Source organism: Streptomyces sp. NPDC017520 (assembly GCF_044329855.1).
GTDB lineage: Bacteria > Actinomycetota > Actinomycetes > Streptomycetales > Streptomycetaceae > Streptomyces.
On sequence record NZ_JBIRKB010000008.1, the window covers coordinates 264,950 to 274,029 of the forward strand.

Below are 9,080 nucleotides of genomic sequence, written 5' to 3' on the forward strand. Positions count from 1 at the left end.
CGCACTCGACAGTGACGGAAACCCCTGTGATCACCACGACGGGCCTCACGAAGGTCTACCAGTCGCGCGACCGTGAGGTCACCGCACTCGACGGCGTCGACCTGCACGTCCGCGAAGGCGAGGTGTACGGCGTCATCGGCCAGAGCGGCGCCGGCAAATCCTCCCTCATCCGCTGCGTCAACCTCCTGGAACGCCCCACCTCCGGCACCGTGACGGTGGCCGGCCAGGACCTCACCGCTCTCGCCGGCCGCGGCCGGCGGGCGAGCGCCGAGCTGCGCCGGGCCCGCACCCGCATCGGCATGGTCTTCCAGCACTTCAACCTGCTGGACTCCCGCACCGTCCTGGACAACGTGGAGCTGCCGCTGGAGATCCTCGGCGTCTCCGGCCAGGCACGCACCCGCAAGGCCAGGGACCTCCTCGACCTGGTCGGCCTCGCCGACAAGGCGAAGGCCTACCCCGGTCAGCTCTCCGGCGGTCAGAAGCAGCGCGTGGGCATCGCCCGCGCCCTGGCGGGCGACCCCCAGGTGCTGCTCTCGGACGAGGCGACCTCCGCACTCGACCCCGAGACCACCCGCTCCATCCTCCAGCTGCTGCGCGACCTCAACCAGCAGCTCGGCCTGACCGTCCTGCTCATCACCCACGAGATGGACGTCGTCAAGACCGTCTGCGACTCCGCGGCGCTCATGCGGCGCGGCCGGATAGTTGAGTCCGGGACCGTCGCGGAACTCCTCGCCACCCCCGGCTCCGAACTGGCCCACGAGCTGTTCCCGGTCGGCGGGACCGCCTCCGGCCCCGACCGCACGGTCGTCGACGTCACCTTCCAGGGGGAATCGGCCTCCCAGCCGGTCATCTCCCAGCTCTCCCGTACGTACAACATCGACATCTCGATCCTCGGCGCCGCGATGGACACCGTCGGCGGCAAGCAGATCGGCCGGATGCGCATCGAGCTGCCCGGCCGCTTCGAGGAGAACGTCGTTCCCATCGGCTTCCTGCGGGAGCAGGGCCTCCAGGCCGAGGTCGTCGAGGACGCGACCGGCCCGGAGGCCGGCACCGGGACCGACCTGACCGACGCGCCCGCCACCGTCGTACCGGAGCAGACGCCCGCCGCGCCCACCAAGGAGTCCGCCGCGCTCACCAAGGAGGTCGTCAAGTGACCTGGTCCGAAATGCAGCCCCTGCTGACCCAGGGCACCGTCGACACCCTCTACATGGTGCTGTGGTCCGCCCTGGTCACCGTCGCCGGCGGACTGCCGCTCGGCATCCTCCTGGTCCTCACCGACAAGGGCGGACTGCTCCAGAACACCCTGGTGAACAAGGTCATCGGCGTGATCGTGAACATCGGCCGCTCCCTGCCGTTCATCATCCTGCTGATCGCCCTGATCCCCTTCACCACCTGGGTCGTCGGCACCTTCATCGGTCCCACCGCGATGATCGTGCCGCTCGCCGTCGGAGCCATCCCGTTCTTCGCCCGGCTCGTCGAGACGGCGATCCGCGAGGTCGACCACGGACTCGTCGAGGCGGTGCAGTCGATGGGCGGCTCCATCCCCACGATCGTCCGCAAGGTGCTCCTCCCGCAGGCCCTGCCCTCGCTCGTCTCGGGCGTCACCACCACCCTCATCGTGCTCATCGGCTACTCCGCGATGGCCGGCGCGGTCGGCGGCGAAGGGCTCGGCTCCCAGGCCATCACCAACGGATTCCAGCGCTTCGACAACCGGTTCATGCTGGTCACCGTCGCGCTGCTGGTCGTCATCGTCACGGTGATCCAGCTGATCGGCGACATCGCCGTCCGGCTGCTGGCCCGCCGCGGCCGCACCGCCTCCTGAGGCCCGCCCCCCTGAACTTTCTGTCACCACCGAGCCCGAACTCCTTGTCCGGGCGCACCACCACAAGAAAGAGGCACTTTTCGTGCGCAAGAACATCAAGATCACCGCAACCGCCGCTTCCGCCGCCGCCCTCGCCCTGGGCCTGAGCGCCTGCGGTACGGCCTCCGACCCGGCAGCCAAGAGCGAGACCGGCTCGAACGCCGACACCTCCAAGGCCCTGGTCGTCGCCGCGTCCCCGACGCCGCACGCCGACATCCTGAACTTCGTCAAGAAGAACCTGGCGAAGAAGGAGGGCCTCAACCTGGAGGTCAAGGAGTTCACGGACTACGTCCTGCCGAACACCGCCACCCAGAGCGGTCAGGTCGACGCCAACTTCTTCCAGCACAAGCCCTACCTGGACGACTTCAACGCGAAGCAGAAGACCACCATCGTGCCGGTGGTCAACGTCCACCTGGAGCCGCTGGGCCTCTACTCCAAGACGGTCAAGGACCTCAAGGACATCAAGGCCGGCCAGACCGTCGCCGTTCCCAACGACACCACCAACGGCGGCCGCGCCCTCCAGCTGCTCGCCGAGAACGGCCTCATCACCCTCAAGGACGGTGTCGGCACCAGCGCCAGGCTGAGCGACATCACCGACAAGAAGGGCCTGGAGTTCAAGGAGTTGGAGGCCGCCACCGTGCCCCGCGCCCTGGGCGACGTGGACGCCGCCGTCATCAACGGCAACTACGCCATCGAGGCCGACCTGAAGCCCGGCAAGGACTCCCTCGCCCTGGAGAAGGCCGAGGGCAACCCGTACGCCAACTTCCTGGCGGTCAAGGACGGCAACGAGAAGGACCCGCGCGTCGAGAAGCTCGCGAAGCTCCTCAACTCCGACGAGGTCAAGAAGTTCATCGAGGACACCTACCAGGGCTCGATCGTCCCGGCCTTCGGCGCCCCCGCCAAGTCCTGACGCCCACCCGGCACTTGCCGGCGGAGCCCCGCACTTCCCTCCCGGAGGCGCGGGGCTCCGTCGTGCCGACCCGCCCATGCACAAGGCGGACCCGATGCTGCATGCTGTGCTTTTACCCGGTCTTCGGCATGGAGCTGCGCATGACTACCACCTTTCCGTCCATCTCCATCAGCACGGACAGGTTGGTGATGCGCCCCTTCGAGATGGCCGACATCCCCGCGTACATCGAGATGATGAACGACGAGACGGTCGTCGCGTGGATGGACGGGCCCAACCCGTACACCCAGGTCGACGCCGAACGCTGGGTACGCAGGATCGCTCCTGCTGAGCGCACCGGGGGCCACGGCATCGCCCTCGCCGTCACCGAGTTCCTCACCCAGCGGCTCGTCGGCAGCGTCCGCCTCCTCGACACGGACTGGCGTACCCGCTCCACCGAGGTCCGCTACATCACCGCCCCCTGGGCGCGCGGCGAGGGGTACGCCACCGAATCCGTGCTCGCGATAGCCCAGTGGCTCTTCCGCGACCAGGGCTTCGAACGCATCGAGCTGCGCACCCCCGCCGACAACACCGCCTCCCAGCAGGTCGCCCAGAAGCTCGGCTGCATCAGCGAGGGCGTCCTGCGCAACGCCCGCATCGCCCGCACCCGGACCGAGAACGGCGCCGACGGCGGCTGGACCGACATCCGCACCGACCTGATCGTCTGGGGACTCCTCCCCGAAGATCTCGAAGGGGTCGCGGAACAGCTCGCCGACGCCGGCGAATACGGCACGTACAACAACTGGAAGTAGAGCCCGAGGCCCCCCGGAAGCCCAAGGTCCGGACCAGGTACTCTCACCCCTGCCCCGCACCGCGCGGGCAACGCCCCGCTCCCTCCGACACCCCAGGAGACAGACGACGATGGCCGACCGGGTCACGGTGATCGGCTGGGACGGCTCGCCACTGACCAGAGCGGCCACGGCCGCGCTCTCGGCCGCCACGCTCGTCGCCGGCGCCGCCCACCACCTCACCCTGCCGGAAGTGCCCCCGCACGCCGAACGCATCCGCCTCGGCAGCGTCGACCTCGCCGCCCGCAGGATCGCCGGACACCGCGGCAGCGCCGTGGTCCTCGCCGACGGCGACCCCGGCTTCTTCGGCGTCGTCCGCACCCTGCGCGCCCGCGAACACGGCCTGGAAGTCGAATCTCTCCCCGCCGTCTCCTCCGTGGCCACCGCCTTCGCCCGGGCCGGCATGCCCTGGGACGACGCCCAGATCGTCGTCGCCCACCCCCGCACCCTGCGCCGCGCGGTCAACGTCTGCCGGGCCCACCACAAGGTCGCCGTCCTCACCTCACCGGGCGCCGGACCGGCCGAACTGGCCCTGCTCCTCGACGGAGTCCACCGCACCTTCGTGATCTGCGAGGAACTCGGCACCGCCCGCGAGCGCGTCACCGTCCTCACCTCCGACAAGGCGGCCGACCACGCCTGGCGCGACCCCAACGTCGTCATCGTCATCGGCGGCGGCCCCGAGACCACCGCCACCGGCGCCTGGATCGCCGGCCGCCAGCCCGCCTACCCCCAGGGGATACGGGGCTGGGCCCTGCCCGCCGAGGCCTACCGGGCCGCCGGGGCCGAGCGGATGCAGGAGTCCGGCGAGGGCGAGTTCCCCGGCCTGCGCGCCGCCCAGCTCGCCCGCCTCGGCCCCCGCACCGGCGACCTGGTCTGGGACATCGGCTCCGGCAGCGGCGCCCTCGCCGTCGAGGCGGCCCGCTTCGGCGCGGCGGTCCTGGCCGTGGACGACGACCCGGCCGCCTGCGCCCGCACCGAGGCCGCGGCCCGCGCCTTCGGCGTCCCCGTCCAGGTCGTCCACGGCCGCGCCCCGCACGTTTTGGAACGGCTGCCCGAACCGGACGTCGTACGGATCGGCGGCGGGGGAGTCGCCGTGGCCACGGCGGTCGCCGACCGCCGCCCCGAACGCATCGTGACCCACGCCTCGACCCGCGACGAGGCCGAGGCCCTCGGCGGGGCGCTCACCGGCAACGGCTACACGGTCGAATGCGCGCTGCTCCAGTCCGTCGACCTGGATACCACGGCCTGGACCGAGCGCGAGAGGTCGGTCGTGTTCCTGCTGTCCGGACGCCGTTCGGACCTCGCCCCCTGACCCCGCTCGGCCCGGTGCGGAAGGTAGGCTGGCGGATTGTTGTACCGCACCCGGCCGTTCGTCGCTTCGTTCGTCAATGTCCGGAAAAGTGGACTGTTTTGGTCCGCACTGTGGTACGGCACAACCCGGGGGACGCGCAACGTGGCGCAGTCCACAGCGAGCCGTGGCAGGACAGCCTGCCGCGGCGGCGAACGGCCGCGAGAATAGGAAGCCCCGCGGGCGTTTCGTGCCGCGCGGCGAGCCCGCTCGTTCTTGATGACGAGCACCGGCGTGCCGTGGTTCGGCGTCCCGGGCGAAGGGCCGAAGGAGCACTGACGATGGGCGAGGGGTACGCATGACTGACACCGGCCAGATCCCGGGCGAGGGACTGCCGGAGAACGCAGGCATGGTGGAGCAGCCGGGCATCCCCGCCCCGGACGCGTACACCTTCCTCGACCCCTCCGAGCACACTCCCGAGGACGACGACCTTCTGCTGATGCCGACCTCCCAGGGCGCCTGGAGCGACCCGCAGGCCGCCCCGGCCCCCGCGCAGGGCCAGCCCGCCGCGCAGACCGCGGTGGCGCAGCCCACCGCTCCCGACCACGGTGCGCCCCGGACCCAGGCCCAGCAGCTCCCCGCGCAGCAGGGCCAGGTCGCCCCCGCCGCCGCTCCCGCCGAGCCGCACAGCACCCATGAGTCCGGTGGCCGCGACTCCGGCTCCGTGGACCTCGACGGCGTACGCAACCCGGCACCCGCACCGGTCGGTGCGCACACCGCCGCCCCCGCCCGCCGCCCGCTGCACCGGGGCCCCGTCGCCGCCGAGGCCCCGACGTACGGCGGTACGCAGGGCGGTGTCGTGCGCTCGCTGGCCGACCGGGGCCCCGCCGGGGCCGCCCGGACCGCCGCCCCGGCACGCCACGCGGGCCCGCCGGCAGCCGTCCCCGAGTACGTCGACGTCCCGGCCGAGGACCCCTCGGCCCTGCCCGGCCCGCAGCTGGGCGAGATCCCGCCGCAGGCCGGCGCCCCGTGGGGGGCTCAGCCGCCGCAGCCGGAGCCGGAGCAGGTCATCGCGGAGCCGGCGCAGGCCGATACGGCCCGCCGGCCCGAGCCGGTACAGGTCGTCGAGGCCGAGCAGCCGGCGGTCGAGCCCGTCGTGGTCGAGCCCGTCGTGGTCGAGCAGGCCCCGGCGGTTGAACAGACCGAGACCGTGGTCGAGGCCGAGGAGCCGGTCGGGGAAGCCCCGCCGGTCGAGGCGGCTGAGGCGGTACAGCCGGCCGAGCCGGTGGCCGTGGCCGCCCCGGCGGCGGTTTCGGCGGCCCCGGTCGAGCAGCCGGTGCAGCCCGCCGCCGCGCAGCCCGAACAGGCCCCGCAGGCCGCCCCGGCAGAAACGGCCGTTCCCGAGCCGGCCGCCGTGGAGACGCCCCCCGCCGGTCCCGTAGTCGTCCCGGAGCCCGGGGCGGCCCGGCCGGAGGCTCCGGCAGAGGCACCCGCTCAGGCTCCGGCCGACGAGGTGGCCGCATCCGCGCCGCCGGAGCCGGTGGCGGCGCAGGACGGTGCCGCCACGGCCCCGGAGCCCGAGGCCCAGGCCGTCCCGGTGGAGACCGCAGCCCCCGAACCCCAGGCCCCGGTACAGGAAACGCCTGTCGCCGCGCCGGTGGTACAGCCCGGGGCGGTGGCGCCCGAGCAGGAGCGGCCCGTCGAACCGGCTCCTGAGCCGGCCCCGGCGGCAGCAGTTGCCGAGAGCCCGGAAGCCCTCGCTGCCCCGGAAGCTGCTGTGGCCCCGGAAGTGGTCGCGCCGGAGCCGGCGGCCGAGCCGCTCGCTCCCGAGCCCGTGCAGCCCATCGCTGTTAAGCCGGTGGAGCCCGTGGGACCGGTGGAGTCGGCCGAGCCCGCGACGGAGGAGGCGGGGAAAGCGGAGGGAGCCGAGGGGTCGGAGGCGCAGGAGCCGACGGCCCAGCAACTCCCCGTAGCGGAACGGGAAGCCACTCCCGCCCCCGAGCCCGGCGGCGCAACGGCGGCAGCAGCGGGCGACGTGGCCGCGCCCGAAGCCGAGGACGGTACCGGCCCCGAGGTCATCGAGACACCGGAGCTCCCGGAGCCGCCGGCGCCGGCCCCCCAGGCACCCGCCGAACAGCAGGCACCCGCCCCTCAGGTACCCACCGCCGACCACCAGGCACAGGCTGAAGCACCGCAGCGCATCGAAGCACCGCAGCACACCGAGACACCGCGGCAGCCGGAGGCGGCACAGCAGCTCGAAGGGCCCGCCGAAGCCGCGGAACCCACCGAAGCCGCGGAACCCACCGAAGCCGCGGAACCCGCCGGACAGGCCGAGCCGTTCACCCCGCCCGCCCCCGGTTACGACGACGCCGAACGGGAAGCGGTCCTGCGGGTCATGCGCGAGCGCCGGGACATCCGCAACGGCTTCCGCAGCGACCCGATTCCGCACGAGGTCCTGCTCCGGGTGCTGGAGGCGGCGCACACCGCGCCGAGCGTCGGCCACTCGCAGCCGTGGGACTTCGTCGTCATCCGCTCCGCGGAGACCCGCCGCTCCATGCACGAACTGGCCCAGAGCCAGCGCGACGCCTATGCCAAGTCGCTGCCCAAGGGCCGGGCGAAGCAGTTCAAGGAACTGAAGATCGAGGCGATCCTCGACACCCCGGTCAACATCGTCGTGACCGCCGACCCCACCCGCGGCGGCCGCCACACCCTCGGCCGGCACACCCAGCCCCAGATGGCCCCGTACTCCTCGGCCCTCGCCGTCGAGAACCTGTGGCTCGCCGCACGCGCCGAAGGCCTCGGCGTCGGCTGGGTCAGTTTCTTCGACGAGCGGGAGATGGTCCGCGCGCTCGGCCTCCCCGAGCACCTGGAGGTCGTGGCCTACCTGTGCGTCGGCTACGTCGACGAGTTCCCCGAGGAGCCCGAGCTGATGCAGGCGGGCTGGTCCAAGCGCCGCCCGCTGTCCTGGGTCGTCCACGAGGAGACGTACGGCCGTCGCGCGCTGCCCGGTGCCGAGCCGCACGACCTGCTCCAGGAGACGATCTCCGCCATCCGCCCGCTGGACGCGAAGGCGCTCGGCGAGGCGTGGGAGCGCCAGAAGCGGATGACGAAGCCCGCCGGCGCGCTCGGCATGCTGGAGATCATCTCCGCACAGCTGTCCGGGCTCTCCCGGATGTGCCCGCCGCCGATCCCGGAGCCCGCGGCCGTCGCGATCTTCGCCGGCGACCACGGGGTGCACGCCCAGGGCGTCACCGCCTGGCCGCAGGAGGTCACCGCCCAGATGGTGGCGAACTTCCTGGGCGGCGGAGCCGTGTGCAACGCCTTCGCGGCCCAGGTCGGCGCCGAGGTCTGTGTCGTGGACGTAGGCGTGGCCACGGACCTGCCGGCGACCCCGGGGCTGCTGCCCCGCAAGGTACGCGCGGGAACAGCGGACTTCACGACGGGCCCCGCACTCTCCCGGGAAGAGGTCCTCGCGGCGATCGAGGTGGGCATCGAGACCGCCCGGGACCTGGTGGCGGCAGGCAACAAGGCCCTGCTCACCGGCGAGATGGGCATTGCCAACACCACCGCCTCGGCGGCCCTGATCTGCGTGTACACGGGGATCGACGCCTCCGAGGTGACCGGCCGGGGGACCGGCATCAACGACGAGATGCACGCCCGCAAGGTCGACGTCGTCCGCCGCGCCCTCGACCTGCACCAGCCGGACCCGGCCGACCCGATCGGTGTACTCGCGGCGGTCGGCGGCCTGGAGCACGCGGCGATGGCCGGCTTCCTCCTGGGCGGGGCCTCCCTGCGTACGCCGGTGATCCTGGACGGCGTGAGCGCGGGCGCGGCGGCCCTGGTGGCCCGCGCCATCGCCCCCGAGGCACTGGCGGCCTGCATCGCCGGCCACCGCAGCGCGGAGCCCGGCCACGTAGCCGCGCTCAACAAGCTGGGCCTGCGCCCGCTGGTCGACCTCGACCTGCGCCTGGGCGAGGGAACCGGCGCGCTGCTGGCGCTCCCGATCGTGCAGAGCGCGGCGCGCGCGATGCACGAAGTGGCGACGTTCGACTCGGCGGGCGTGACGGAGAAGTAGCAGGGGGGCAGGGCGGGGCCGGGGCCCCCCCGGCCCCCCCCCCCCCCCCCCCCCCCCCCAAAAAAACCCCCCCCCCCCCCCCCCCCCCCCCCCCCCCCCCCCCCCCCCCCCCCGCCCCCCCA

6 protein-coding genes are annotated in these 9,080 nt (G+C 73.0%); all 6 read left to right on the forward strand.

The annotated features are described in order from the left end of the window. Window positions 1-26 precede the first annotated feature (26 nt). The 6 genes from ACH4KB_RS21260 (at window position 27) to cobT (ending at window position 8,958) form a co-directional block, all read left to right on the forward strand. Window positions 27-1,154, forward strand: a complete 1,128-nt coding sequence (locus ACH4KB_RS21260) for a methionine ABC transporter ATP-binding protein (protein WP_398067440.1) — start codon at window positions 27-29, stop codon at window positions 1,152-1,154. Then, the gene (locus tag ACH4KB_RS21265; RefSeq protein WP_398067442.1) at window positions 1,151-1,822 is read left to right on the forward strand and encodes a methionine ABC transporter permease; all 672 of its coding nucleotides are present in this window, start codon (window positions 1,151-1,153) and stop codon (window positions 1,820-1,822) included. Before ACH4KB_RS21260 ends, ACH4KB_RS21265 begins: the two co-directional genes overlap by 4 nt. A gap of 82 nt (window positions 1,823-1,904) precedes the next feature. Beyond that, the gene (locus ACH4KB_RS21270; protein ID WP_398067443.1) at window positions 1,905-2,771 is read left to right on the forward strand and encodes a MetQ/NlpA family ABC transporter substrate-binding protein; all 867 of its coding nucleotides are present in this window, start codon (window positions 1,905-1,907) and stop codon (window positions 2,769-2,771) included. 101 nt (window positions 2,772-2,872) lie between these two features. Continuing rightward, complete coding sequence (locus tag ACH4KB_RS21275; protein ID WP_398067444.1) at window positions 2,873-3,559, forward strand: GNAT family N-acetyltransferase; 687 nt, start codon at window positions 2,873-2,875, stop codon at window positions 3,557-3,559. Between the two features lie 109 nt (window positions 3,560-3,668). After that, the gene (gene cbiE, locus ACH4KB_RS21280; RefSeq protein ID WP_398067445.1) at window positions 3,669-4,907 is read left to right on the forward strand and encodes a precorrin-6y C5,15-methyltransferase (decarboxylating) subunit CbiE; all 1,239 of its coding nucleotides are present in this window, start codon (window positions 3,669-3,671) and stop codon (window positions 4,905-4,907) included. A gap of 334 nt (window positions 4,908-5,241) precedes the next feature. Then, window positions 5,242-8,958 (forward strand): nicotinate-nucleotide--dimethylbenzimidazole phosphoribosyltransferase, encoded by a 3,717-nt coding sequence (cobT, locus tag ACH4KB_RS21285; protein ID WP_398067446.1) that lies wholly within the window; start codon window positions 5,242-5,244, stop codon window positions 8,956-8,958. Window positions 8,959-9,080: the final 122 nt, after the last annotated feature.